This is a genomic window from Nitrosomonas sp. Is79A3, assembly GCF_000219585.1.
GTDB lineage: Bacteria > Pseudomonadota > Gammaproteobacteria > Burkholderiales > Nitrosomonadaceae > Nitrosomonas.
Genome location: NC_015731.1, coordinates 848,433 through 872,617 on the forward strand (window position 1 = coordinate 848,433; position 24,185 = coordinate 872,617).

At 44.4% G+C, this 24,185-nt stretch carries 21 protein-coding genes; 16 read left to right on the forward strand and 5 right to left on the reverse strand.

The features are described from left to right. Positions 1-52: 52 nt before the first annotated feature. Entirely contained in the window at positions 53-1,015 is a 963-nt protein-coding gene (pip, locus tag NIT79A3_RS03815) for a prolyl aminopeptidase (protein ID WP_013964947.1), read from the reverse strand. 150 nt (positions 1,016-1,165) lie between these two features. Here pip and NIT79A3_RS03820 point away from each other — a divergent pair, with 150 nt between their 5' ends. From NIT79A3_RS03820 to NIT79A3_RS03845, 6 genes are read left to right on the forward strand one after another with little or no spacing between them, the layout of a single operon-like run. After that, entirely contained in the window at positions 1,166-1,423 is a 258-nt protein-coding gene (locus NIT79A3_RS03820; RefSeq protein WP_013964948.1) for a hypothetical protein, read from the forward strand. Next, on the forward strand, positions 1,416-2,585 hold the full coding sequence (locus NIT79A3_RS03825; protein WP_013964949.1) for a patatin-like phospholipase family protein: 1,170 nt from the start codon (positions 1,416-1,418) through the stop codon (positions 2,583-2,585). Before NIT79A3_RS03820 ends, NIT79A3_RS03825 begins: the two co-directional genes overlap by 8 nt. A 52-nt stretch (positions 2,586-2,637) precedes the next feature. Then, a complete protein-coding gene (locus NIT79A3_RS03830; RefSeq protein WP_013964950.1) occupies positions 2,638-3,357 on the forward strand; it encodes a TerC family protein in 720 nt (239 codons plus the stop codon). A gap of 32 nt (positions 3,358-3,389) precedes the next feature. After that, positions 3,390-3,815, forward strand: a complete 426-nt coding sequence (locus NIT79A3_RS03835) for a universal stress protein (protein ID WP_013964951.1) — start codon at positions 3,390-3,392, stop codon at positions 3,813-3,815. 21 nt (positions 3,816-3,836) lie between these two features. Next, positions 3,837-4,601: a 3',5'-cyclic-nucleotide phosphodiesterase gene (locus NIT79A3_RS03840; protein WP_013964952.1), complete on the forward strand. Its 765-nt coding sequence runs from the start codon at positions 3,837-3,839 to the stop codon at positions 4,599-4,601. A gap of 21 nt (positions 4,602-4,622) precedes the next feature. Beyond that, positions 4,623-7,007, forward strand: a complete 2,385-nt coding sequence (locus NIT79A3_RS03845; protein WP_013964953.1) for a GspE/PulE family protein — start codon at positions 4,623-4,625, stop codon at positions 7,005-7,007. A gap of 400 nt (positions 7,008-7,407) precedes the next feature. Here NIT79A3_RS03845 and NIT79A3_RS03850 read toward each other — a convergent pair whose 3' ends face one another. After that, entirely contained in the window at positions 7,408-7,842 is a 435-nt protein-coding gene (locus tag NIT79A3_RS03850; RefSeq protein ID WP_013964954.1) for a prepilin-type N-terminal cleavage/methylation domain-containing protein, read from the reverse strand. Between the two features lie 204 nt (positions 7,843-8,046). After that, entirely contained in the window at positions 8,047-10,836 is a 2,790-nt protein-coding gene (glnE, locus tag NIT79A3_RS03855) for a bifunctional [glutamate--ammonia ligase]-adenylyl-L-tyrosine phosphorylase/[glutamate--ammonia-ligase] adenylyltransferase (protein WP_013964955.1), read from the reverse strand. A 273-nt stretch (positions 10,837-11,109) separates the two neighbouring features. On the opposite strand from glnE, the gene NIT79A3_RS03860 reads away from it, so the two are divergent. From NIT79A3_RS03860 to NIT79A3_RS03900, 9 genes are all read left to right on the forward strand, one after another. After that, positions 11,110-11,940: a carbon-nitrogen hydrolase family protein gene (locus NIT79A3_RS03860; RefSeq protein WP_041360521.1), complete on the forward strand. Its 831-nt coding sequence runs from the start codon at positions 11,110-11,112 to the stop codon at positions 11,938-11,940. A 226-nt stretch (positions 11,941-12,166) separates the two neighbouring features. After that, the gene (tldD, locus tag NIT79A3_RS03865; protein ID WP_013964957.1) at positions 12,167-13,639 is read left to right on the forward strand and encodes a metalloprotease TldD; all 1,473 of its coding nucleotides are present in this window, start codon (positions 12,167-12,169) and stop codon (positions 13,637-13,639) included. Positions 13,640-13,711: 72 nt separating this feature from the next. After that, positions 13,712-15,415, forward strand: coding sequence for an acetolactate synthase 3 catalytic subunit (locus NIT79A3_RS03870; protein ID WP_013964958.1), 1,704 nt, complete (start codon positions 13,712-13,714; stop codon positions 15,413-15,415). A gap of 7 nt (positions 15,416-15,422) precedes the next feature. Further along, on the forward strand, positions 15,423-15,914 hold the full coding sequence (gene ilvN, locus NIT79A3_RS03875) for an acetolactate synthase small subunit (RefSeq protein WP_013964959.1): 492 nt from the start codon (positions 15,423-15,425) through the stop codon (positions 15,912-15,914). A 120-nt stretch (positions 15,915-16,034) separates the two neighbouring features. Continuing rightward, positions 16,035-17,051: a ketol-acid reductoisomerase gene (gene ilvC, locus NIT79A3_RS03880; RefSeq protein WP_013964960.1), complete on the forward strand. Its 1,017-nt coding sequence runs from the start codon at positions 16,035-16,037 to the stop codon at positions 17,049-17,051. A gap of 71 nt (positions 17,052-17,122) precedes the next feature. Then, on the forward strand, positions 17,123-17,788 hold the full coding sequence (locus NIT79A3_RS03885) for a phosphatidylserine decarboxylase (RefSeq protein ID WP_013964961.1): 666 nt from the start codon (positions 17,123-17,125) through the stop codon (positions 17,786-17,788). Positions 17,789-17,942: 154 nt separating this feature from the next. After that, positions 17,943-18,716, forward strand: coding sequence for a CDP-diacylglycerol--serine O-phosphatidyltransferase (gene pssA / locus NIT79A3_RS03890; RefSeq protein WP_013964962.1), 774 nt, complete (start codon positions 17,943-17,945; stop codon positions 18,714-18,716). A 228-nt stretch (positions 18,717-18,944) separates the two neighbouring features. Next, positions 18,945-20,477 (forward strand): 2-isopropylmalate synthase, encoded by a 1,533-nt coding sequence (locus NIT79A3_RS03895; protein WP_013964963.1) that lies wholly within the window; start codon positions 18,945-18,947, stop codon positions 20,475-20,477. Positions 20,478-20,529: 52 nt separating this feature from the next. After that, entirely contained in the window at positions 20,530-21,015 is a 486-nt protein-coding gene (locus NIT79A3_RS03900; protein ID WP_013964964.1) for a redoxin domain-containing protein, read from the forward strand. A 57-nt stretch (positions 21,016-21,072) separates the two neighbouring features. Here NIT79A3_RS03900 and NIT79A3_RS03905 read toward each other — a convergent pair whose 3' ends face one another. Both NIT79A3_RS03905 and NIT79A3_RS03910 read right to left on the reverse strand, forming a co-directional pair. Then, complete coding sequence (locus NIT79A3_RS03905; RefSeq protein WP_013964965.1) at positions 21,073-21,663, reverse strand: lytic transglycosylase domain-containing protein; 591 nt, start codon at positions 21,661-21,663, stop codon at positions 21,073-21,075. Next, entirely contained in the window at positions 21,651-23,360 is a 1,710-nt protein-coding gene (locus tag NIT79A3_RS03910) for a proline--tRNA ligase (protein WP_013964966.1), read from the reverse strand. The genes NIT79A3_RS03905 and NIT79A3_RS03910 overlap by 13 nt, the downstream gene beginning before the upstream one ends. Positions 23,361-23,569: 209 nt before the next feature. On the opposite strand from NIT79A3_RS03910, the gene NIT79A3_RS03915 reads away from it, so the two are divergent. Continuing rightward, positions 23,570-24,130, forward strand: coding sequence for an RNA pyrophosphohydrolase (locus NIT79A3_RS03915; protein ID WP_013964967.1), 561 nt, complete (start codon positions 23,570-23,572; stop codon positions 24,128-24,130). The last annotated feature ends 55 nt before the right edge of the window (positions 24,131-24,185 follow it).

A 24,185-nucleotide genomic window follows, 5' to 3' on the forward strand; every position in this document is an offset into this window, starting at 1 on the left:
AGGTGATGCTTCGCTGCAAGCGTTGTGGAGATCGCTGTGGCATTGCCCATGATTAGGTCAGGATCGTTCTAAATCGATCCGTGGTTCTGATCAGTGCCGCCTGTATGCCGGGTTCCCATACCGAATGGCCGGCATCTTCAATGATGATGTACTCAGCTTGCGGCCATGCATGATGCAAATCATCGGCGCTGATGATCGGGCAGACTGCATCGTAGCGGCCTTGCACGATGGTGGCGGGAATAGTATGGAGTTTATGGATGTTATCCAATAATGAATTTTCCGGTAAGAAGATATCGTGGCTGAAGTAGTGCGCTTCCATGCGCGCAAGTCCTAATGCAACGGTATCACTGGCAAAATAACTGACTGTCGCCGGATTCGGCAATAACGTAGAGCACGAGCCTTCATAGGTGCTCCAGGTACGAGCAGCGGGCATGTGGATGACTGGATCAGGATCCATTAGGCGCTGGTAGTAAGCGGAAAGAATGTTATTTCGTTCTGCGGCAGACAGTGGGGCAACAAAATCACGCCAGGCTTCCGGGAATACATTCCGCAGTCCATAGAGAAACCAGTCAATTTCTGCCTTGCGACAAAGAAAAATCCCGCGCAGCATAAAACCCAAGCAGCGTTCGGGATGCGCTTCACCATACGCGAGAGCCAGTGTGCTGCCCCAGGAGCCGCCGAATACGTGCCATTTGTCGATTTCCAGGTGTTGCCTGAGTAATTCCAGATCACTAATCAGATGAGGTGTTGTATTATCCTGAATTTCACCGAGTGGTGTTGAGCGCCCTGCGCCTCTTTGATCATAGATGACAATACGATAATATGCCGGATCAAAGAAACGCCGATGCGCTGCTGTTGCTCCGGCGCCCGGACCACCGTGAAGAAATACAACCGGGACACCGGAAGGATTGCCTGATTCTTCCCAGTACATCGTATGTATTTTATCCAAGGACAAGAATCCTTGCCGGAAAGGTTTGATCTCAGGATAGAGTGCAGTAGTGTGATGATTATTCATGATATGGCTATTAGAATCGCTGGTTATTGGGTTATAAAAATGATAGAAAAGAGTGGCAAACAGCACAGATTTCAAATCTTAAATGAATTATAGTTCTGATATATTGATTGACAGGCCACATACTGTGTCAATGTTAAAAGGATTAATCATATGCCTAATACTATACTGAGAGAACAAGAAGTTTCTATGTTACGTGGGGAGATGGAGATATTAATGAACGAGCGTCAATGTCTGTTGGATACTACAGGGGCGGCGGCCATGTTTGTGGCCAATCTGGACAGTACTTTATTGCCTGATGCGGCCTGTCAAGCGGCCAAGGTTTTGTCAAACTCTTTAAACAACCTACCTGAAGAGACCTTGCGGGATGCGCTGGAGAAAGTGAAATCAGAGTTTGCAGTTCGTGCATGAGCAGAAAACAAATTTAGTTGTGCCTAAGGTAGGGCTTGTCCTAACCGGAGGCGGAGCGCGAGCTGCATATCAGGTGGGCGTACTGCGCGCCATTGCTGACTTATTGCCCGATAAGACACGCAATCCCTTTCCGATCATTTGCGGAACTTCCGCGGGTGCCATCAATGCAGCCAGCATTGCAGTTGCAGCCAACAATTTCGCTGAAGGTGTTGAACAACTTGAAACGGTTTGGTCTAACTTTCATGTAAACCAGATCTATCGCTCAGATTTTATGGGCGTGATGCATAACACTTTACGCTGTCTGCTTTCCTTGGTATCGAGTGAATATGGTAAGCATAATGCGATTTCTCTACTGGACAACGCACCCTTGGAAGCTTTATTGAAGAATCGCTTTCCGTTTCGTTCTATTCAGTATTCTATCCGTTCTGGTGCATTGCATGCGCTCGGACTTACTGCATGGGGTTACACATCAGGGCAATCGGTTACATTCTATCAGGCTGCAAAAGAAGTGATGCCGTGGAGGAGAGCGCAAAGATTAGGTGTTCCCGTTGAAATTGGGGTCGAACATTTGATGGCTTCTTCGTCGATACCGTTTATTTTTCCCGCTGTGAAATTGAATCGCGAGTACTTCGGCGACGGTTCAATGCGTCAGATGGCGCCAATCAGTCCGGCGTTGCATCTGGGTGCTGACAAAGTACTGATTATTGGGGTACGCAAGGCTGTTACCGATGAGCCAAAACGTGTGAGTGCCTCGAGTTACCCGCCCTTTGCACAGATTGCCGGGCATGCGCTGAATAGTATTTTTGTCGATAGCCTGGATGTGGATCTAGAGCGTTTGTTGCGTATTAATGAAACTCTTAAACTGATTCCCCCCGAGGCATTTAAAGAAAAAAATATATCCTTGCGTCCTATCGAAGCGATGATGATATCCCCTAGTCAGGGGATCAATGAGATTGCGCAGAAATATACGCATACCTTACCGTGGATCATGCGTTATCTGTATCGTGCTATTGGTGCGATGGGGCCTAATGGATCAACTTTATTAAGTTACGTGTTATTTGAAGTACCTTTTTGTCGAGAGTTGATCGAATTGGGTTATAACGATACCTTGCAACAGAAAGACGAACTTTTGAGGTTCATAGGTGTGCAAGATAAGGTATAGAAAATACCGTGGTTACTTTTTTATTGAATTGAAATTCTGTCTGGGGAAATAAATGGGTTTTGATAGTCCGCAATTCTGGATTGCAGTTATGCAAATCATTGCGATTGATATTGTGCTGGGTGGAGATAACGCCGTCGTGATTGCGCTTGCCTGTCGGCGCCTGCCTGAGAAACAACGCAAGCTTGGCATTTTCTGGGGTGTTTTGGGTGCCATTATTTTACGTGTGGTGCTGATCTTTTTTGCGTTGAGTCTGCTCGCTATCCCTTACTTAAAGATCATCGGTGCGGTTCTATTGATATGGATCGGTGTCAAGTTATTGCAACCGGAACCGGAAGGGGCGCACGAGATTGATGCCAGCACGACTTTGGTAGGTGCTATCAAAACGGTTATTGTGGCGGATGCTGTGATGAGTCTTGATAATGTAATTGCTATTGCTGGGGCGGCTAAGGACGATATTGGTCTGGTGATTTTCGGCTTGGTGATTAGTGTGCCCATCATTGTATGGGGCAGTCAATTGGTGATGAAAGTTATGGATCGTTATCCGATAACAATCGCAATTGGTGCCGGGTTGTTGGGATGGATTGCCGGTGATATGGCAGTCACTGATGTGGTTACCAAGGAATGGGTCAGTACCCAGGCGAAGTATTTGCAATGGATCACACCGGCCGCTGCTGCTGCATTGGTAATTGTGACGGGGAAAGTGCTGGCCGCCCGGAAACCAGTTAAACCCCAGCCATTGGAAGATTTGGCCGATGAAAAAATTCCCAAATAGTAACTTCTGTATGAAAAATTGAGAGATTGAAAATGTTAAAAATCCTATTGCCCGTAGATGGTTCTGAGAACTCTAGCAAAACAGTGTCTGATTTCATTCAATTACTGGATTGGTACAAGGAGAAACCGGAAATTCACTTGTTGAATGTGCAATATCCGCTGGATGGAAATGTTTCATTGTTTATTAATCAGGCGGACATCAAACAATATCATCAAGAAGAAGCCTTAAAAAGCCTGCAGAATCCCCGTGATTTGCTCGATCAAACTGGGATTGCTTACCAGTATCATATTATTGTTGGTGATCCCGCTGAAATGATCGTACGTTTTGCTACAGAAAAACAATATGATCAGATCATTATGGGGCCGCGTGGAAAAGGGGGCATAAAAGGCTTGTTACTGGGATCCGTAACCAACAAAGTGATGCAATTATCAAATATTCCCGTGCTATTGGTTAAATAATGTATTTCTGAGGCAAATCTATTGAAGCTCAGGATTTTGGGGTGTAGCGGAGGAATTGGAAGCGGCGCGCAGACCACTGCTATGCTGCTGGATGATGATGTTTTGATTGATGCAGGAACGGGTATAGGAAGTCTGAGTATTGCGGAGATGGTCAAAATTGATCATATATTTGTCACTCATGCACACTTGGATCATGTGGCTTTTATTCCTTTTCTGGTCGATACCGTTGGTTCTATACGTACCAAACCCATAACCATCCATGCGATACAAGCTACATTGGACATATTGCAGGAGCATTTGTTTAATTGGCAGCTTTGGCCGGATTTTACCAAAATTCCAGATAATAACTTCCCTTACATGCGCTACGAAGCCTTGCCACTCGACTATACCAGTGATCTTAACGGGCGGAAGATCACGCCGCTGCCAGCGAATCATGTAGTTCCATCTGTTGGTTATCAATTAGATTCTGGCAGAGCCAGTCTTGTATTTACCGGTGATACAACGACTAATGATGCGCTCTGGACAGCCGTTAATAAGATTGGAAACCTCAAGTATTTAATCATTGAATCAGCCTTCAGCAATCAGAAAAGGGATATTGCGCTCAGGTCTAAACATCTGTGTCCCAGTTTGCTGGCGGAAGAACTGAAAAAATTTAAACAAACTGCAGAGATATTCATTACGCATTTGAAACCAAACGAAGCGGATGTAACCATGCGAGAAATACAGCAATGCATAGGAAAATATAGTCCGCGCCGGCTTGAGAACGATCAATTATTCGAATTCTAGGAAGTCTGGAGAACCGAAACCATGAATACAACGGCAACGACACAGCTAAAACAGAAGAATGCTACTGATATCAGTAACGGATTGAATTTCCCTAAAAATCTGCAAACGGTTATCAACAAAATTTACGCCGCCAATGATCTCGACGAAATCATGCTGGAAGTCAGTAAAGATATCTGTGCATTGTTCAATGCGGATCGATTGACTATCTATGTATTGAGTGAAGACAAGTCGTTTTTTATTTCCCGGGTTAAAACAGGATTTGATTCTTTCCAGGATTTGAAATTGCCGGTAGCAGAAAACAGTATTGTGGGCCACGCAGGTTTGCAAAAGAAAGTCATCAATATTGAGGATGTTTACAATAAAAGTGAGTTAAAAAAAATCAATCCACTGCTCACTTTCTCGCATGAAATCGATAAGCGCACCGGTTATCGAACCAAGCAGATGTTAGTGGCACCGGTCTTGAATGCAGATAGCCAAGAACTCTTAGGTGCGGTTCAGGCCATTAATAACAGGAACAATCAGCCATTCCCAGCAGCAATTGCTGTTGAGGGCATGATTGAAATCTGCCGGACTCTTGCGATTGCATTTAAGCAACGCCAAAAGCCCGCTCAGTTAATTAAATCAAAATATGATCACTTGATATTCGACGGGGTGGTTTCTGCCGCCGAGTTTGAGTTGGCGACGGACTCGGCACGAAAAAAAGGATGCGACCTGGAAGATGTGCTGCTCGACGAGTTTCAGATTGGTTTGCCGCTCATAGGAAAAGCGCTTTCTGCATTTTTTGAAGTCCGGTACGAGCCTTTTAGGACGGATCGGCTAAGACCGATGGAGCTACTTAAAAATTTAAAAAAGGATTATGTTGAGAGTAATTCCTTGCTGCCGATTGATGAAATTAAAGAGGGGTTGATAGTTTTAACATTGGATCCTGAACGGATTAAGTCGCAGCGCATTGCTAATACGATTTTTCCCAAACACAAAATTATCTATGCGGTTACCACCAAGCGTGAGTTTGCTGCAACGGTTGAACAGTTCTACGGCGGCAACCAGGATGAAATTGGTACGGGTGATATTAATGAAATGCTGTTTAATCTTGGGGATGAGAATGCTGAAGAAGGGCTCAACGAAATAGAGGAGTCTTCAGCAGCTTCCGACAATGAACTGGTCAAACTTGTCAATAAAATCATTATCGATGCCTATAAAATGGGGGTATCGGATATTCATGTCGAACCCTACTCAGGAAAAGAGAAAACCAAAATACGCTTTCGTAAGGATGGCTCATTAATGCCTTATATCGAGGTTCCGGCCAGTTTTCGGAATCCGCTGGTAACGCGCATTAAGATCATGTGTGATATGGATATTTCTGAGAAGCGCAGGCCGCAGGATGGCAAGATTAAATTCAGAAAATTTGCGCCATTGGATATTGAATTACGCGTTGCGACCATTCCTTCGGCGGGTGGGCTGGAAGACGTCGTCATGCGTATACTTGCAACTGGTGAGCCGATCCCGCTGGATAAGATGGGGTTTACTGCGCAAAATCTGGATGAGCTGAAAAAAATAATCAGTAAACCTTATGGATTATTCTTTGTGTGTGGCCCAACCGGTTCGGGTAAAACAACTACGTTACATTCTATTCTAAAGTATCTCAATCGCACAGAAACCAAAATCTGGACGGCGGAGGATCCGGTTGAGATCACGCAAAAGGGATTGCGGCAGGTCCAAATCAATGTTAAAGCAGGCCTAACATTTCCGGTTATCATGCGGTCTTTCCTGCGAGCAGATCCGGATATCATTATGGTCGGAGAAATGCGCGACAAAGAAACTACCAGTATCGGTATTGAAGCATCGTTAACGGGACATTTGGTTTTTGCTACATTGCATACTAACAGTGCACCGGAATCGGTGATTCGCTTGCTGGATATGGGGATGGATCCTTTTAACTTTGCCGATGCTTTGCTGGGAATTCTGGCGCAACGGCTGGCGAAGCGTCTGTGTAAATGTAAACAACCGTATGCGGCCAGCGAACATGAAATCAAGTCATTATTAACAGAATATTGTGATGAATTGAATCATATTGACCGGTTTAAAGCGAGCCCGGAAGCAGCTTATCAAGAAATTCATGATCAATGGGTCAAGCAATACGGTAATGACGAGGGGCAGATTACATTGTGTAAACCAGTCGGTTGTGATGACTGTGCAGGTACCGGTTTTTCCGGCCGGGTAGGACTGCATGAACTGATGACTGCCAGTGATGCCTTGAAAAAGAATATCCAGGAGCATGCCCGCGTGGCGGAAATGCTGGTTACAGCGTTGGGCGACGGGATGCGAACCCTGAAGCAGGATGGGATCGAGAAGGTGTTGCAAGGGGTTACCGATATTCACCAGGTGCGGGTAGTGTGTATCAAGTAATTGATTCTGTTGGAGTATGACTCCAAAATGTTCTGTTGTGGTGTGTGAAAAGTGACGAAAATTGTCACTTTCTGACGTAATGAGTCATATGTGCAGCACATAACATCTTCGTCGAGATCTTCCTGATGTACCCCATATCCTTTCCCAATCAGGCGTCAGTTCCAATTAAGAGAATTTGGAATAACCAATGTGTATTATTCCAATAGGAATGAGCGATCTTTGTTAATCAACAGTATTGATTTCTACTGAACTTGAGATGATGAATAACCAGAGATTGCTGGGAAGGGATGTTTGGTTTGTTGGATTTTGAGAAACGCTCGATGTTCGGAACCAGATGTGGAAAAGGCGCAATGCCCTTTGGGTATTGCGCCTTAAGTGTTGTTGCGCTTGGCTAGCTAGATTAACAGAGTCCCTGAGCTACACAAGTACCTGGATTAGCAGTTTTACTCCATTGGATGGGGACACCTGGGCCAGTGGTAGTTCCTCTAAGTATATATGTCTGACCTGTAAGGCCGTTTGCAGTCGCTGCAGTCATTAAGATCTCGGCTTGTGTTGCAGTATTAGCTTGAATAACACCGGATAATATGTTTCCAGTTGCACCAATGGCACCAGGTACACCGTTGTTGTTGGCAGTACAGTTAGTTAGAACACCTAAGTCCTGGAAGCATAGTTCTATGCCGAGTTTAAGTGGTGCTGCCCCTGCTACGACTTCGCTGAATCGGGCTTTTAAAGTATAGGTTTGATAAGCAGGCACTGCAACTGCAGCCAGAATACCAATAATAGCGACAACGATCATTAATTCGATGAGTGTAAAACCTTTTTGTGCTTGTTGCATTTGTTATTCTCCTTTAGGTTGAGTAGGACACACCGAGTGTGTGTGGATTAAGATAAGCAGGAATCGTGCCAGAATTATTATCGCAAGAAAATTATAATGTAACGCACGGCCATTCATCAAACGGATTGCGGCCTTCAATTATATTTTGAGTATCAAGTCGCATTTAAGTTTCGTTTTTATTGTACCTACCTGACACAGCTCGCATCAATCCCCAAATACTTTTTCCCATAACGCCAGTACAGCCATACGATCATCTTTTAAATGACTGCCTTCCACGCGGGTAAATTTCTGCGCTTGTCCATCGATGGGTGCACCTCCTGTCATATCTGCATCGCCATTTAATCGCTGGCGGTGCTGGATGCGCCGGAATTCCCGGTAAGCGGAGCGTACTTGCTCGGCTGTATCCATAGGGATAAGTCCCAGTTCACCAGCCAGTTTCAAGAGTGCGATATTGCCGATATTGCCGGTTAATTGAGGATATTGGCTGGAATATCCCAGCACCAGGTATTGCACAATGAATTCGACATCGATAATACCGCCACGATCGTGCTTGATGTCAAAAAGTGTTGTTGGGTTGGGGTGAACATCCAGCATCTTTTCGCGCATTTTTAAAATATCTTGCTTAAGTTCAATTGGATTGCGCGGTTTGCACAGAATTTCTTTGCGTGTGTTTTCGAATGCATCTGCTACTAACCGATCACCCGCCACAAAGCGCGCTCGAGTTAATGCCTGATGTTCCCATACCCAAGCTTGTTCGCGCTGGTATTGCGCAAAAGCTTCCATCGAACTGACCAGTAAGCCGGTGGCGCCGTTGGGACGCAGGCGTAAATCTGTCTCATACAGCAAGCCCGCCGATGTGTGACGAGTGAGCCAGGCATTGATACTTTGCCCGAGCTTGGTATAAATCTCCGCAGCATCAGGATGGTCATCTTCGTAAAGAAAAATCAAATCGAGATCAGAAGCATATCCGAGTTCTTTTCCTCCCAGCTTGCCATAGCCGATAATGGCAAAAATAGGCTTTTCGTGATGGCGTTTTTTTAAATTCGACCAGGCCAGATTGAGTACTGTGTCCAGAATCAGATCAGCCAATGCGGTCAGGTGATCACTGAGTGTTTCAAGCAGCAATGAGCCCTCCAGGTCGGTAACCAATAACCGGAATACCTGAGCATGCTGGAAGTGCCGCAGAACATCCATTTGCCATTCGGCAACATCATTTTTGGGATTGTTGACATGATTTAACTGATAGATGAGTTCGTTGTGCAGTGCACTCCAGTCGGGGACGGGGTGCGGTGCATCATGGCGCAATAATTCATCCAGTAAAATAGGGTGCCGCCCCAGATAGTCGCTTGCCCATTGGCTAATGCTAACGAGTTCCGCTATGCGTTGCAGCGTATGGGGATGTTCCAGTAAAAGCGCCAGATAGGATGTTTGCGGACTAATCTTTTCCAGTAATTGCAGCATGCGCTCTAGAGTAGTTTCAACCGGTGGAAGCTCGGCTATCGCTTCAATCATCATTGGAACCAGGGTGTTGATTTGTTGTTGACTGGACTCAGGTAGTTGATGATAAAAAGTGCCTTGATAGAATAGCCGTAACCGTTCTGAAATTTTTACAGGTTCAGTGAACCCCATGGTACTAAGTTGTGACGCGGCGGCTTCAGTTTGGGAGACATCCTGTGTTTCAGCTTGCCATAGATAAGCCAGCATCTCGTGAGTGGCTGATTTTCTGGGAGTAGCAAAAATCAACTCAAAATGCCGCGTCACATTCTTGCGATGAATATCCAGCTGTTGCATAAAACTGACATAATCGGGAAATCCCATGGCGGTTGCTATGAGGTTCTCATCGGCTGGATTTAAGGGTAACGTCTGCGTCTGCTGATCATCCAGATACTGAAGTCGATGTTCCAGTTTACGCAAAAAGTGATAAGCATCAGTGAGTTCTGCGACAGCTTGTTGCGGAAGTTGTTGCTTTTTCTGCAAGCGTTGTAAAACACTTAATGTAGGCCGAATGCACAAATCAACATCGCGTCCCCCCCGGATCAATTGAAAAACCTGCGTAATAAATTCTATTTCACGAATGCCGCCAGGACCCAGTTTGATGTTATCGTGCATTTCACGGCGTTCGACTTCCTTGCGCAATTGAGCATGTAAACGGCGCATCGATTCGTAAGCGCCGAAATCCAGATACTTGCGAAACACAAACGGTCTTACAATTTTTTCCATGAGGGTCGATTCGGCTTCGGTATCCGCGAGTCCTGCAATTACCCGGCCTTTGATCCAAGCATAACGTTCCCATTCCCGCCCTTGCTTGAGGAAATACTCTTCCAGCATTGGAAAGCTGATCGCCAGAGGACTGTTTTCTCCATGCGGACGCAAACGCATATCAACCCGGAAAACATAACCATCTACCGTATAGTCATTGAGACTGGCGATTAGCTTGCGTCCGAGCCGGGCGAAAAATTCGTGGTTTGAAATGGATTTTGCGCCGTTTGTTTCACCATCTTCCGGGTAAACGAAGATCAAATCGACATCGGAGGATACATTGAGTTCGCCGCCACCCAGCTTACCCATAGCCACAATCAGCATATGCTGAGTGGCATTGCTTTGTTCTCCTATGGGTAATCCAAAGCGATCGGATTGCGTTAACCAGTTTTCATGGTGTTTAAGTGCAAAATTGATGGTGACTTCGGCGAGCTCAGTCATGCTTAGCATTACTTCGGATAAATCGGCTTGACTACCGAGGTCGCGGATGGCTAATCGAAGCATGACTTGCTTGCGTAAATCGCGTAGTACGCTATGTAAGATCTCTTCATTGCTGATATGTGCGGATTGAGAATCCAGGAATGCCAGCATTTCATCTCTTTTGAAAGGAGACTGAAGGGCTTTTAGCAGGGTAATTTTTCGTGCGGGTTCGCTGTCAATTATGCGCTGTACATATCGACTAAAAGACAGTGTGGCGGCGAGCATTGCATCCGGTGAATTCTTGGCAGTGTGCATTATATTAGGCGATTAATTTTATAGAATAACAAAGCGCTTATGTTTGCTTATATCAGATAAAGCATAAATCAAATTAGAACGTTGTCAGAGTAAATGCTAGAATCCAACTTAGCGGAGCGCGAATCCTTGATTTTATATGGAATAATCAAGAAAAGCGCTTGATAATAACGGGAATTCATAAAGATTTCAGTTAAGAATCAGTTTAATTCTTGAAATCCTGAAAATTAGAGCGGCCTAAAAATGTTAAACAATACCACTAAACAGCAGCAACCAATGACGGAAAACGTAAAAAGTAAAGGCTTTCGTGTGGCTGCCATTCAAATGGCTTCGGGTCCGAGCGTATCTGCAAATCTGGAAGAAGCGGCGCGTTTGATAGAAGATGCAGCTTCTCAAAAAGCCAAGCTGGTTGTATTGCCTGAATATTTTTGCATTATGGGGATGAAGGATACGGATAAATTGGCTATCCGGGAACAACCTGGCGACGGGCAAATTCAGAGATTTCTCAGTGACACGGCGAAACGATTGGGCATATGGCTGGTGGGCGGATCGGTGCCATTAGCTTCATCGGAGACGGATAAGGTTTATAATAGTTGTTTAGTGTATGCAGATAGTGGAGAGCAGGTTGCGCGCTACGACAAAATTCATCTGTTTGGCTTGCAGTTGGGCAATGAATATTATGCCGAGGAAAAAACCATTAAAGCAGGAAGTAAAGTAGTGACTGTAGATTCTCCGTTTGGCCGTATTGGATTGTCAATATGTTACGATCTGAGGTTTCCGGAGTTGTTCCGCATGATGAATAATGTTGATATCATCCTGGCACCAGCTGCATTTACTGCGATTACTGGAAAAGCGCATTGGGAGGTGCTGGTGCGTGCGCGTGCGGTTGAAAATATGGCTTATGTAATAGCACCAGGGCAAGGCGGTTATCATGTGAACGGACGCGAGACGAATGGAGACAGTATGATTGTCGATCCTTGGGGTGTTGTGATGGAGCGTTTGCCACGTGGTTCCGGAGCCGTGGTGGCGACAATCGATCCAGAGTATCAGACCAGTCTACGGGCGAATTTGCCAGCATTAGATCATCGAATTTTGCAGTACTGTTAAGCTTTTCTGAGTCAGTTAAAGAACAGATTCTCCAAGCTCCTATGCAATCTATTGCATAGTTTATTGAACGACTTGCCGGATTTTATCACTAACTTAGTGAGTATGAGTATCGGTTGCAGTACTGCACTGCAGCGAAGAATATTCTTTTGGTTACCGAACCCCGAGGTGGTCTCTGGGTTGTGTGCATTTTTTTGGAAAAGCGGTGAATAAAATAAAATCAGATATGATGACGACTGAATGTATGATAGAAACAAAAGATTTTTATGCAATTGCCGACCGTTGCTTGCTGTCGCCATATGATATCGATGCTGCCAGATTGCAGCAGGTGTTGGGTCAAATACTAACGCATAATATTGATTACGCTGATCTCTATTTCCAGTATAGCCGTTCTGAAGGCTGGATGCTGGAAGAAGGCATAGTTAAATCGGGCAGTTTCAATATCGAACAAGGTGTTGGTGTCCGCGCTATCAGCGGAGAAAAGACCGGGTTCGCTTATTCCGATGATATCAGTATGCCAGCACTTGTATCGGCAGCCCAGGCAACACGGGCAATTGCTAATCAAGGCGGAATGCATTCAGTACAAGTGGTGAAGCGTAATCCAATGGGGCTCCAGACACAGCTTTATTTACCGGAAGATCCGATAGCGAGCCTTAAAGATGCAGATAAAGTAGCATTATTGGAGAAGCTGGAACGCTATACCCGGAAGCTTGATCGACGGGTTACACAGGTGGTGGCCTCACTTGCCGGTGAATATGAAGTTGTATTGATAACACGCAGTGATGGGTTGCTTGCGGCAGATGTGAGACCACTTGTTCGATTGTCTTTGCAGGTAATTGCGGAAGAAAATGGCCGCCGTGAACAGGGTGTTGCTGGCGGAGGCGGGCGCTTCAGCTATGCTTATTTTACCGACGAGATTTTGCAGGATTATGCGCAAAAAGCTGTTCATCAAGCGGTGGTGAATTTGGATGCGCGTCCTGCACCGGCCGGTACTATGACGGTTGTTTTGGGGAGCGGCTGGCCTGGAATATTACTGCATGAAGCAATTGGTCATGGATTGGAAGGGGATTTCAACCGAAAAGGCAGTTCTGCTTTTTCAGGGCGTGTGGGTGAACGTGTCGCTGCCCCTGGTGTTACGGTTGTTGACGATGGAACAATTCCGCAAAGACGTGGATCGTTAAATATTGATGACGAAGGTAATCCGACACAATGTACTGTATTGATAGAAGATGGCATACTGAGAGGCTATTTGCAGGACAGCCTGAATGCCCGGTTGATGGATTTGCCTGTTACCGGGAATGGTCGGCGTGAATCTTTTGCGCATATACCAATGCCGCGCATGACCAATACGTATATGCTGAATGGTGATAAAAATCCTGCGGAAATTATCGCTTCAGTGAAACATGGTTTGTACGCAGCAAATTTTGGCGGCGGACAGGTTGACATTACCAGCGGGAAATTTGTTTTCTCGGCAGCTGAAGCTTACATGATTGAAGATGGAAAAATCACCTACCCGGTTAAAGGCGCTACATTGATTGGTAACGGTCCCGATGTATTGACGCGGGTTTCTATGATCGGAAACGATATGTTGTTGGATCCGGGCGTTGGAACATGTGGTAAAGAAGGGCAAAGTGTGCCGGTTGGCGTTGGGCAGCCTACTTTGCGCATCGATGGATTGACTGTAGGTGGTACAGGAATTTGACGGTACGATGATGGGACTTTTACTGTTAGAATATTTATAACTTGTTGAAATTGATATTGGGATGCAGAAAGCATGAGTGTGGAATTAACCGGCGCTGAAATTACAATACGTTGTTTGCAGGAAGAGGGCGTGCATTGTATTTTTGGCTATCCTGGCGGGGCAGTATTGTTTATTTATGATGAATTGTTCAAGCAGGATAAAGTCCGGCATATATTGGTGCGCCATGAGCAGGCCGCGATACATGCAGCAGATGGATATGCCCGCTCTAGCAATAATGTGGGGGTTGCGCTGGTTACTTCGGGTCCAGGTGTGACCAATGCAGTGACAGGTATCGCAACAGCCTATATGGATTCAATTCCTATGGTGGTCATCAGTGGGCAAGTGCCCACAAGTGCCATTGGTTTGGATGCATTTCAGGAAGTCGATACGGTGGGTATTACACGCCCTTGTGTCAAGCATAATTTTCTGGTTAAGGATGTAACCGAGCTGGCGCTAACTATTAAAAAAGCCTTTTACATTGCCTCGACAGGTCGTCCCGGTCCGGTGCTGGTGGATATACCCAAAGATGTTTCGCAACAAAAAACCAAATTCGTTTACCCGGACAAGATAACCATGCGGTCCTATAATCCGGTGATCAAAGGGCATTCCAGGCAAATTAAGAAAGCTGCCGAATTGATCCTTAGTGCCAAACGCCCAGTGATCTATGCAGGGGGGGGAGTGATATTAAGTGATGCTGCGCCTCAGTTAACCGAATTGGTGCAAATGCTGAATTTTCCTTGCACTAATACGCTGATGGGATTGGGCGGATATCCTGCGACAGATAATCAATCCTTGGGTATGCTGGGTATGCACGGTACGTATGAAGCTAACATGGCAATGCAGTATTGTGATGTTCTAGTAGCAGTGGGTGCGCGCTTTGATGATCGTGTGATCGGTAACCCTAAACATTTTTCTAACGAAAATAGAAAGATAATTCATATTGATATAGATCCATCCTCCATTTCAAAACGCGTTAAGGTAGATGTGCCGATTGTGGGCGATGTTCTGGATGTGCTGAAAGAACTCATCAAGCTACTAAAAGCCGAAAAGGAAAAACCCGATCAAGCTGCATTGAAAGAGTGGTGGAAACAGATCGAGCTATGGCGTGAGCGCGATTGCCTTAAATATGATCGTGAAAGCAAAATTATTAAACCACAAATGGTGATTGAGAAACTATTCAATATCACCAAAGGGGATGCATTTATCACATCTGATGTTGGACAACATCAGATGTGGGCTGCACAATTTTATAAATTCGATAAACCGCGACGCTGGATTAATTCCGGTGGATTGGGCACGATGGGCTTCGGTATGCCGGCCGCAATGGGTGTGCAACTGGCCAACCCTAAAGGCAAAGTGGCTTGTATTACGGGTGAGGCCAGTATTCAGATGTGTATTCAGGAATTATCGACTTGCAAACAGTATAAGTTACCGTTAAAAATTGTTAACTTGAATAATCGTTATATGGGCATGGTAAGACAATGGCAGGAATTTTTTCACGGTAATCGCTATGCGGAGTCTTATATGAATGCACTCCCGGATTTTGTAAAGTTGGCTGAGAGCTACGGACATGTCGGGATGAAAATTGAACGTCCGGAAGACGTAGAAGGCGCTCTGAAAGAAGCATTTAAACTGAAGGATCAGCTGGTATTCATGGACTTTATCACCGATCAAACTGAAAATGTTTTTCCCATGGTGCCGGGCGGTAAAGGGCTATCTGAAATGATTCTGGTGTAGAAAATAAATGCGACATATTATTTCTTTATTGATGGAAAATGAAGCAGGTGCTTTGTCTCGCGTAGCAGGCCTGTTTTCAGCACGCGGTTACAATATTGAGTCGCTTTCAGTAGCGCCTACTGAAGATCCAACTTTGTCACGAATGACACTGGTGACTATTGGGTCTGATGAAGTGGTGGAGCAAGTGACCAAGCAATTGAATAAGCTGATTGAGGTAGTGAAAATCATCGACTTAAATGAAGGTAATCATATAGAGCGTGAGTTAATGCTGGTCAAAGTGCGCGCGATTGGCTCAGATCGTGAAGAAATCAACCGGCTGGTTGAAATTTTTCGTGGATGTATTATCGATGTCACAGATAAATCCTATACTATCGAATTAACGGGCACCAGCTCGAAACTCGATGCATTTCTTGAAGCGATTGAGCGTAGCGCAGTTCTTGAAACAGTACGTACAGGTGCTTCTGGCATAGGGCGCGGAGAATGGATTTTAAAGGTATAATCCCTATTTGCTGATTAATTCGAATCTTGAAGTTAGTAATCCAGAGTAGTCAATTCTTTAAATAAGCATTCTCTGTTTTACTCGCTTGTTTCTATCCTAATTTTGTTTAAAAGGAAAATAATGAAAGTTTATTACGACAAAGATGCAGATCTGTCTCTTATTAAAGGTAAAAAGGTAACAATATTGGGTTATGGTTCACAGGGGCATGCACATGCTAATAATTTGAGTGAATCAGGAGTGAAAGTTACTGTTGGTTTGCGTAAAGGCGGAGCATCCTGGAGTAAAGCTGTAAACGCTGGATTAGCGGTCAAGGAAGTTGCTGAGGCTGTTAAGGACGCGGATGTTGTCATGGTTTTATTGCCCGATGAACAGATTGGATCGGTATACAAAGCAGAGATCGAGCCTGGGTTAAAGAAAAATGCCACTGTAGCATTTGCTCATGGTTTCAGTGTTCACTATGGACAAGTAACCCCGCGTGAAGACCTTGATGTGATCATGATTGCCCCTAAAGGCCCGGGTCATTTGGTTCGTTCCACTTATCTGCAGGGCGGCGGTGTGCCTTCGTTGATTGCAGTTCATCAGGATAAATCAGGTAAAGCACGCGATTTGGCGCTGTCTTATGCGGCTGCTAATGGCGGTACGCGCGGCGGTGTGATCGAAACAAGCTTTAGGGAAGAAACTGAAACAGACTTGTTTGGCGAGCAGGTTGTATTATGTGGCGGTTTGACTGCGTTGATTCAAGCTGGTTTTGAAACACTTGTAGAAGCTGGCTACGCACCAGAAATGGCTTATTTTGAGTGCCTTCATGAGGTTAAATTAATTGTGGACCTGATTTATGAAGGTGGTATCGCAAATATGCGTTATTCCATTTCCAACAATGCAGAATATGGCGATGTGTCACGCGGGCCGCGTATTATTACCGACGAAACACGTGCGGAAATGCGAAAGATTTTACGCCAGATTCAGACTGGCGAATATGCCCGGGAATTTATTCTGGAGAATCAATCCGGGGCGCCCGTACTTAAATCAAGTCGCCGTATAGCATCCGAGCATCAGATTGAACAAGTGGGTGCAAAGCTGCGTGATATGATGCCATGGATCAAGAAAAACAAACTCGTTGATCAAGTGAAAAACTAAAGAATTGCTATTCCTATCTATAGTTTGAACTTTAGTTTATACACCAATCAAATTCTTGTTGTAATTTATTTATGGCTCATTATCCTCATCCGATCATCGCCCGCGAAGGCTGGCTGCATATTGTAATTGCGTTTGCTGCCGCATTGGGTGCAACAATCTTAGTTGGATGGCTCTGGGCAATACCATTATGGGTGATTGCTTTTTTTGTTTTACAATTTTTTCGCGATCCACCTCGAGAAATTCCGACGAATCAGAATGCCATTCTGGCACCGGCTGATGGTAGGATTGTTGCTGTTGAAATGACTCATGATCCCTATCTAGAGCGGGATGCTGTCAAAATCAGTGTATTTATGAATGTGTTTAATGTACATTCCAATCGTAGCCCAGTTGACGGCGAAGTGCGCGATAAGTGGTATTTTCCAGGAAAATTCATTAATGCTGATTTGCCTAAAGCCTCGCTGGAAAATGAACGGAATGCATTATGGATTAAAGCGGATAATGGCGCCGATGTGACCTGCGTTCAGGTAGCGGGATTGATCGCGAAACGTATTCTTTGTCATGTATCTCCGGGTGATCATCTGGCGCGCGGCCAACGCTTTGGCTTTATACGGTTTGGTTCGAGAGTAGATGTTTATTTGCCGCTGAATACTAAGATTAATGTCAATATCGGTGATAAGGTTTCGGCAACACTGACAATATTGGCAGAATTCCGTGAAGAAGCAAAAGTAAGTAGTTAGGGGAAATATAATTTTACTATTTTCCGTATCGGAGTTTTTTGCATCAACAAGCGGAACTGCACGCACTGAAAGTTCTTTTAACGAGATTCCGGTAATTAATTATCAACTAGGAATATTTTTTCATAATTAGCATTCTTTTCATATAACACCAATAATGCCTGATTCTCTGCCAGAACGTCTTGTGCTCAAATCTCGATTGCGGCGTCGTGGCATATATTTATTGCCTAACTTATTTACCACAGCTGCTTTGTTTGCGGGTTTTTATGCCATTGTGCAGGCGATGAATGGAAATTTCGAATCTTCAGCAGTAGCCATTTTTATAGCCATGGTGTTGGATGGATTGGACGGTCGGGTAGCACGGCTTACAGGCACGCAAAGTGAGTTTGGAGCCGAATATGATAGCATGTCGGATATGGTTTCTTTTGGTGTTGCGCCTGCACTGATTGTGTATGAGTGGGCTTTGAAAGATATGGATCAATGGGGCTGGATCATCGCATTTATTTACTGTGCGTGTGCGGCCCTTCGGCTTGCACGATTCAATACCAATATAGAAGTGGTTGATAAACGTTTTTTTCAAGGTCTGCCCAGTCCTGCAGCGGCTGCATTAATCGCAGGACTTGTTTGGGTAATGCTTAATTTTCAGGTGCAAGGGAGCGATATTAAATGGTTGGCTAGTATAGTAACCTTATTTGCTGCTTTGACTATGGTCAGTAATATTCCTTATTATAGCGGTAAAGAAATCAATTTACGTCGACGTGTTCCATTCTTCACGGTCTTGTTATTAGTACTATTCTTTTTTGTCTTGATTCCCAGTCATCCGCCGCTCGTATTATTCTTCCTGTTTGCAGCGTATGCATTTTCTGGTTATTTTGTTAAATTGTGGCGATTTGGCAGAAGTAAAAAAAATAGTGAGCCCCCCAGTTCCTGAACATTACCTATTGCACATCAAGAGAAAAGTATTTATATTCACTGTCATTATGATTGCAAAAAATAATAACCATTTGTTGCATTTTCTTTCGGATTCGATGGTTCTATCGGGGCTATTATTGCGCCTTGCGCGCTAAAATTTTCTACTCCTATTTCCCTTTCTTCCCTATAAAATTCGAAAAACGAGTTTTATCATCTTTTAAGTTTTCTTCCTGAAGCGGAGAGCAAAATGCAAGAGCATTTGATTATTTTTGATACGACATTGCGTGACGGTGAGCAAAGTCCTGGCGCATCCATGACTAAAGAAGAAAAGGTGCGTATCGCCTGGCAACTGGAACGCATGGGTGTGGATGTTATTGAAGCAGGATTCCCAGCAGCATCTAACGGCGACTTTGAGGCTGTTAAAGCGGTGGCTGACTCGGTAAAGGCCAGTGTGGTATGTGGATTGGCACGTGCGATCGAGGCTGACATTCAGCGTGCAGGTGAAGCATTAAAAGGTGCAAAATCAGCGCGTATTCATACGTTTATTGCGACATCTCCGATCCATATGAAGAATAAACTAAGGATGTCGCCTGATCAAGTAATTACACAAGCCGTGAAAGCTGTGAAATGGGCGCGTCAGTATACTGATAATGTTGAGTTCTCTCCAGAGGATGCCGGCCGTTCGGAAATAGATTTCTTGTGTCAGATACTTGAGGCTGTTATTGATGCAGGTGCGACGACACTGAATATTCCGGATACGGTGGGTTATACCATGCCGGATCAGTTCGGAAAGCTGATTCGTAGCTTGCGCGAACGCATTCCGAATTCGGATAAGGCGATTTTTTCGGTACATTGTCATAATGATTTAGGGCTGGCTGTAGCCAATTCACTAGCTGCCGTGATGAATGGTGCACGGCAAGTTGAATGCACCATCAATGGCTTGGGAGAGAGAGCAGGCAATGCTTCACTGGAAGAGGTTGTTATGGCTGTGCGAACGCGCCAGGATTATTTTCCCTGTGATACAAAAATAGATGCCACACATATTGTATCGGCAAGTAAACTGGTTTCCGGTATTACCGGTTTCCCGGTACAACCCAATAAAGCGATTGTTGGAGCCAATGCTTTTGCACATGAATCAGGTATTCACCAGGATGGCGTGCTGAAACACCGGGAGACTTATGAAATCATGCGCGCAGAAGATGTGGGTTGGGGCGCAAACAAGTTATTACTGGGGAAACATTCTGGGCGTAATGCATTCCGCAATCGACTTATGGAGTTGGGCATTGAGTTGGAATCCGAAGAAATGCTCAATAATACTTTTATGCGCTTCAAGGAATTGGCCGATAAGAAACACGAGATATTTGATGAAGATCTTCATGCATTGGTCTCAGACGAAGTGCTGGTACTACAGGAACGTTACCGGTTAATATCACTCACTATTCACTGCGAAACAGGCGAAATTCCTTTTGCTCGCATCGTGATTTCTGATGATGGAAATGAAATGCACGCTGAATCTCAAGGAAGTGGCCCAGTGGATGCGACTTTCCGTGCTATTGAATCGTTACTATCCAGTGGAGTGAAGCTACAATTATTTTCAGTTAACAATATTACCAGTGGAACTGATGCACAAGGAGAAGTAACCGTGCGGCTACAAAAATCTGATCGTATTGTCAATGGGCATGGCGCAGATACCGATATTGTTGTGGCTTCAGCAAAGGCTTATCTCAGCGCGCTCAATAAACTGCATAGCAAGCTGGAACGGGCTCATCCGCAGGTGTAGTTGAGCTGGTTGTCATTTAAGATTAAATGGAGAATGGAGGCCTGGCCACAAAGTGAAGAAACATAAACTGGCAGTATTATTTTGTTTGGCAGCTCTGATATTGAGTGTTCAGGTACAAGCATTTCAGTTTCAAGACGCAACAGGGAAGATCCATAATCTTGCAGATTACAAAGGGCGGTGGGTACTGGTTAATTTCTGGGCAACCTGGTGTCCGCCTTGCTTGAAAGAAATTCCCGATTTGATTGCGCTATATGAGAGCCGTAAAGATATTATGGTGATTGGTGTGGCAATGGATTTTAGTGACCCACAAGTGGTTATGGATTTTGTTCAATCGATGTCAATTACATACCCCACTGTTTTGGGTAGTCGGAAAATTGCTTCTCAACTGGATGATATTTCACTGCTGCCCAGTACTTATTTTTTTGATCCGGATGGAGAACCAGCCGCGCGCCAGCTTGGGATCATTTCGCGAGAAAGTATAGAAAGGTTCATTGAGTCAAAGTCAATTGAGAAAAATGTTAACCAATCACGCAAATAAATGTGCGAAAATTTCTCTATAAATGATCAATAGAAATGCCAGAATATATTTATTTGACTATGACGAGGTATACCGCCAAGTAGTTTGCCACTTATTAAACACGAGCTGTGGATAGGTAATTTCACCCAGACTGCCATTATACCGACCAAGGGCGCGGAAATAATCGCCTTTTTCTTTATTGAGGTAATGACGCAGAATGGTGCATCCATAGCGCAAATTAACACGCAAATGAAAAAGATTGTGATCCTGATGACCAATGGTCTCGACCCAGAATGGCATTACTTGCATATAGCCGCGCGCACCTGCATGTGAAATGGCGTATTTCTTGAAGCCACTTTCAACTTGAATTACACTTAACACAAGTTGCGGATCCAGTCCTGCACGTGTTGCTTCATAAAAAACTGTTCTCAGAAATTCTTCCCGTTCGATTGGATCGGGTATGAATTTCTCTAGACGGCGACTCATACTGATAAGCCAAGTGATGCTGTCAGCTACGGCGGCATATTCTGTGTAAGAAGCGGCCTGATCGCTCGTTTCGTGGAGAATGATTGTCTGAGTATTGGCAGCAAGCTTCTCATAATGCAGATTATTGGCGTGTATGAAGCCCGAAAAGAACAAGAAGAGTATCGTGCAGATTAGTTTACGCATAATTTGGCTGTGATAAATGAAAAAATTTCGTCGATAGGTATCGCTAATGATGCTGGATCTTTTCTTCCTTGATATTCGATTGTGGATTGCTTGAGTCCTCGTTCGCCAATCACAATCCGATGCGGAATACCCATTAATTCCATATCGGCAAACATGACACCTGGGCGTTCGTCTCGATCATCTAAAAGCACTTCAATTTGAGCATCGGAAAATAGTTGATAAAGTTTTTCTACAGCTTCCTTCACCAAACTATTTTTCTGCAGTCCAATCGGCACGATCGTTAGCTGAAAGGGCGCCATCGTGGTTGGAAAAATGATGCCATGATCATCATGATTTTGTTCAATGGCAGCGGCAACAATACGTGAAATACCAATACCATAGCAACCCATTTCCATGTATTGGGTCTGACCCGATTCATCGAGATAACCGGCTTTCATAATTTCCGAATATTTGGTACGCAACTGGAAAATATGGCCTACTTCAATCCCGCGGCAAATTTCTAATTTGCCTTTGCCGTCGGGGGAATCATCGCCTGGGACAACATTCCGGATATCGAAAACATAATCAGGCATTGGGAGGTCACGATCAAAATTCACCTGCGTTAGGTGAAAACCTTCTTCATTTGCTCCGCAAACGAAGTTACTCATGTGCATAACAGTTTGGTCAGCAATCACACAAGTATCTAACCCAACGGGACCAATGTATCCAGGCACGGTTCCAGTTTCAAACAGGATATCTGATTCGCTTGCCATTTGGAACTCGGATAAAAAGGGTATTTTCCTCACTTTTAATTCATTGAGTTGATGATCACCTCGTAGCAAAAGTAAAAATATTTTATTATTTGCCTTTATTGCCAGGGTCTTGATGGTTTTTTTTAATGGAATTTCTAAGAATTCTGCAACTTCACTGCAAGTTTTCTTATTGGGTGTCGAAATTTTCAGCATTACACCCTCAGGTTTATCCCGTTCTTGTGGCGCTGATAACGCCGTGGCGAGTTCAATATTAGCGGCATAATCTGAATCCGGGCAAAATGCAATCGCATCCTCGCCGGATTCAGCTAAGACATGAAATTCGTGTGAACCACTGCCTCCAATGGCGCCAGTATCAGCCGCGACTGCACGAAACTTCAAACCAAGGCGTGTAAAAATACGACTGTAGGTTTCATACATGCATTGATATGTTTGCATCAGGCTGTTTTCATCAGTGTGGAATGAGTACGCATCCTTCATTAAAAACTCTCGAGCGCGCATTACTCCGAAACGTGGTCGAATTTCATCACGAAATTTTGTTTGTATTTGATAGAAAGTAAGTGGTAATTGTCGGTAGCTTTTAATTTCTTTGCGTGCTATGTCGGTTATAATTTCCTCATGCGTTGGACCAAAACAAAAAGCATGTTCATGCCGATCTTTGATTTTTAACATCTGTGGCCCGAATACTTCCCATCTGCCAGTTTCTTGCCATAATTCGGCCGGTTGTATCGCAGGCATCAGGACTTCTATAGCACCACTTTTATTCATCTCATCACGAACGATATTTTCTATTTTTCGTAGTATTCTTAAACCTAACGGCATCCAAGTATATAGCCCACTGCCTAAGCGTTTGATTAACCCGGCGCGCAGCATAAGTTTGTGACTGATTAGCTCTGCTTCGGCGGGTGCTTCCTTAAGCGTTGAAATAAAAAATTGCGAGACGCGCATGGGTGATTCCATTATGATAATAAATTAGTTGTAATTTTACCTTGAAATACTTGGCGAAGTGCGGATTAGTCTATCTTTATGGATAGATTATCAACTTAAATTGACGGAAACCCTCGAAGGTATAGGGAGTTTTTGTTTTATAGGCACTTTCAATCTGTAGTAAAGTATGAAAAAATCCACCCATTTGATGGGTCAAATGAGTAATTCACATGATTGACCGTAACGGATATCGCCCCAATGTTGGTATTATCCTGCTGAATTCAAAGAATGAAGTATTTTGGGGCAAACGTATAAGACAAAATTCTTGGCAATTTCCACAAGGTGGTATTAAGTCAGGGGAAAGTCCTGAACAAGCCATGTATCGGGAATTAACCGAAGAAATAGGGCTGCACTCCAATCACGTTGAGATTGTCGGGCGTACGCGCGACTGGCTGCGATATGAAGTGCCTGATCGGTGGATTAGGCGGGAATGGCGCGGGAACTACAAGGGGCAGAAACAAATATGGTATTTGCTGCGTTTGATAGGACGCGATAGTGATGTTTCCTTACGCAGAAGTGCACATCCAGAATTTGACGCGTGGCGATGGAATCAATATTGGGTTGAGTTGGATTCAGTTGTTGAGTTTAAACGCAAAGTTTATAAACAAGCGCTGACAGAATTATCCCGTTTGTTAAAAACAGATCCTTGTCAAAACACTGGTTATGATAAAAATAATATAGCCAGTGAAACAGGGGAAGTATTGATTAATCATATGGAAGTGAACGAATAGTCCGCTTGTACTCAAGTATTTTTAAGGATTATTAAGTTATTACCCTGTAAATATT

Excerpts from the sequence above, each read along its gene's own strand:
- pip (WP_013964947.1), bottom strand. The coding sequence starts at position 1,015 with ATGAATAATCATCACACTACTGCACTCTATCCTGAGATCAAACCTTTC.
- NIT79A3_RS03820 (WP_013964948.1), top strand. The coding sequence starts at position 1,166 with ATGCCTAATACTATACTGAGAGAACAAGAAGTTTCTATGTTACGTGGG.
- NIT79A3_RS03830 (WP_013964950.1), top strand. The coding sequence starts at position 2,638 with ATGGGTTTTGATAGTCCGCAATTCTGGATTGCAGTTATGCAAATCATT.
- NIT79A3_RS03835 (WP_013964951.1), top strand. The coding sequence starts at position 3,390 with ATGTTAAAAATCCTATTGCCCGTAGATGGTTCTGAGAACTCTAGCAAA.
- NIT79A3_RS03845 (WP_013964953.1), top strand. The coding sequence starts at position 4,623 with ATGAATACAACGGCAACGACACAGCTAAAACAGAAGAATGCTACTGAT.
- NIT79A3_RS03850 (WP_013964954.1), bottom strand. The coding sequence starts at position 7,842 with ATGCAACAAGCACAAAAAGGTTTTACACTCATCGAATTAATGATCGTT.
- glnE (WP_013964955.1), bottom strand. The coding sequence starts at position 10,836 with ATGCACACTGCCAAGAATTCACCGGATGCAATGCTCGCCGCCACACTG.
- NIT79A3_RS03860 (WP_041360521.1), top strand. The coding sequence starts at position 11,110 with ATGACGGAAAACGTAAAAAGTAAAGGCTTTCGTGTGGCTGCCATTCAA.
- tldD (WP_013964957.1), top strand. The coding sequence starts at position 12,167 with ATGACGACTGAATGTATGATAGAAACAAAAGATTTTTATGCAATTGCC.
- NIT79A3_RS03870 (WP_013964958.1), top strand. The coding sequence starts at position 13,712 with ATGAGTGTGGAATTAACCGGCGCTGAAATTACAATACGTTGTTTGCAG.
- ilvN (WP_013964959.1), top strand. The coding sequence starts at position 15,423 with ATGCGACATATTATTTCTTTATTGATGGAAAATGAAGCAGGTGCTTTG.
- ilvC (WP_013964960.1), top strand. The coding sequence starts at position 16,035 with ATGAAAGTTTATTACGACAAAGATGCAGATCTGTCTCTTATTAAAGGT.
- NIT79A3_RS03885 (WP_013964961.1), top strand. The coding sequence starts at position 17,123 with ATGGCTCATTATCCTCATCCGATCATCGCCCGCGAAGGCTGGCTGCAT.
- pssA (WP_013964962.1), top strand. The coding sequence starts at position 17,943 with ATGCCTGATTCTCTGCCAGAACGTCTTGTGCTCAAATCTCGATTGCGG.
- NIT79A3_RS03895 (WP_013964963.1), top strand. The coding sequence starts at position 18,945 with ATGCAAGAGCATTTGATTATTTTTGATACGACATTGCGTGACGGTGAG.
- NIT79A3_RS03905 (WP_013964965.1), bottom strand. The coding sequence starts at position 21,663 with ATGCGTAAACTAATCTGCACGATACTCTTCTTGTTCTTTTCGGGCTTC.
- NIT79A3_RS03910 (WP_013964966.1), bottom strand. The coding sequence starts at position 23,360 with ATGCGCGTCTCGCAATTTTTTATTTCAACGCTTAAGGAAGCACCCGCC.
- NIT79A3_RS03915 (WP_013964967.1), top strand. The coding sequence starts at position 23,570 with ATGATTGACCGTAACGGATATCGCCCCAATGTTGGTATTATCCTGCTG.